Origin of the sequence: Zhongshania aquatica (genome assembly GCF_027257955.1) — a bacterium.
Taxonomy (GTDB): Bacteria; Pseudomonadota; Gammaproteobacteria; order Pseudomonadales; family Spongiibacteraceae; genus Spongiibacter; species Spongiibacter aquatica.
On sequence record NZ_JANZNQ010000079.1, the window covers coordinates 1 to 1,699 of the forward strand.

General features: G+C 53.4%; 1 protein-coding gene. It reads left to right on the forward strand.

Going from position 1 to position 1,699, the window contains the following annotated elements:
• Nucleotides 1-121: 121 nt before the first annotated feature.
• Entirely contained in the window at nucleotides 122-1,672 is a 1,551-nt protein-coding gene (gene tnpC, locus O9X78_RS20680; protein ID WP_269621581.1) for an IS66 family transposase, read from the forward strand.
• Nucleotides 1,673-1,699: the final 27 nt, after the last annotated feature.

The following is a 1,699-nucleotide window of genomic DNA, read 5'->3' on the forward strand; positions in this document are numbered from 1 at the left end:
CCACCATCTCGGTGCTGTAATTTACAACCTGCTCTCCCTTCTGCGAGAGCATAGTTACCCCCGCCCGTCCATTTACAAAACCGTCATCGAACGCGGTGCTGAGTTATGGCAAAGTTAAGCCATGACTCAGCTTCAACCAGCCAACCTTCAACACCTATCGCATGACGAACTTCGTCAGCTCGTTATACAGCAAGCGAATGCGTTAGCTGAGCGTGACCAGTGTATTGCGCAACGCGATGCCTCGATCCGTCAGCTGCAAACCCATACCGATAAACTAACGCACGAACTGGCACTGCTGCGCCGCTACCGCTTTGGTAAACGCAGCGAGAGTATCAACAAACATCAACTGGCCTTACTTGATTCACTGATCGATGAAGATATCGCGGCGATTGAAGCTGAGCTAGAGAAGCTCTCCGTCACGACCACCGAGGCGCGCGAGCGCAACAAGCCTAAGCGTCAGGCACTACCCAAAGACCTGCCGCGCACTGAAGTTTATCACGAGCCCGATAGCGCAAGCTGCGCTTGCGGCTGCGCGCTTACCCGTATTGGTGAAGACGTGAGCGAGAAGCTGGATTACCAGCCCGGCACCTTTAGTGTTGAACGCCATATCCGCGGCAAATGGTGCTGCCGTGATTGCGATAGCTTGGTACAAGCGCCAGTTGCGCCGCACATCATCGATAAAGGCATCCCCACCACAAGCCTATTGGCGCAAATCCTTGTGAGTAAATATGCCGATCACTTACCGCTGTACCGCCAAGAGCAGCAGTTTGCCCGCGGTGGCGTGATGATCCCACGCTCAACACTTGCAGATTGGGTGGGTCGCTGCGGCGTAGAACTACAGCCCCTAGTTGCCGCATTACGCGAACAGCTGCTTGAACACGCGGTATTGCATGCCGACGAAACCCCGGTGGCTATGTTGGCGCCGGGTAAAAAGCAAACCCACAAGGCCTATGTCTGGGCGTATGCCGCAACACGCTACTCACCGATTCAAGGTGTGGTCTATGACTTCCGGCCCAGTCGGGCAGGCAAAGAATCAAGAGACTTCCTCGCTGACTGGAAGGGTAAATTGGTCTGTGACGATTACAGCGGTTACAAAGCCGGCTTTGCTGATGGCATCACTGAAATAGGTTGCATGGCCCATGCAAGGCGCAAATTCCATGACCTGCATGTTGCCAACAAAAGTCAAATTGCTGAGCAGGCGCTGGACTATATCAAACAGCTTTACTTGATTGAGCGAGAGCTAGCTGACCTAACACCCGATGAGCGACGGCATCGGCGGCAAGAAAGAGCAAAACCCATAGCGGATCAATTACACCTTTGGCTTATGGGTAAACGCCAGCAAGTGCCCGATGGCAGTGCCACAGCAAAAGCCATTCAATACAGTCTAAAACGCTGGGAAGCGCTGACGCGCTACCTCGATGATGGCGCGGTGCCTATTGATAACAACTGGGTGGAAAATCAGATTCGTCCCTGGGCACTTGGTCGTTCAAACTGGTTGTTTGCAGGTTCATTACGCAGTGGTCAGCGCGCGGCGAATATTATGACGCTAATCCAATCGGCAAAAATTAATGGGCTAGACCCGCAGGCTTACCTGAAAGACGTGATGGAGAAACTGCCGACACATCGCGCCTCAAACATTGGTGAGCTACTGCCGCACAATTGGCAGCCTTGATGTAAGGTGAGTTCGCCGGACGGTTAC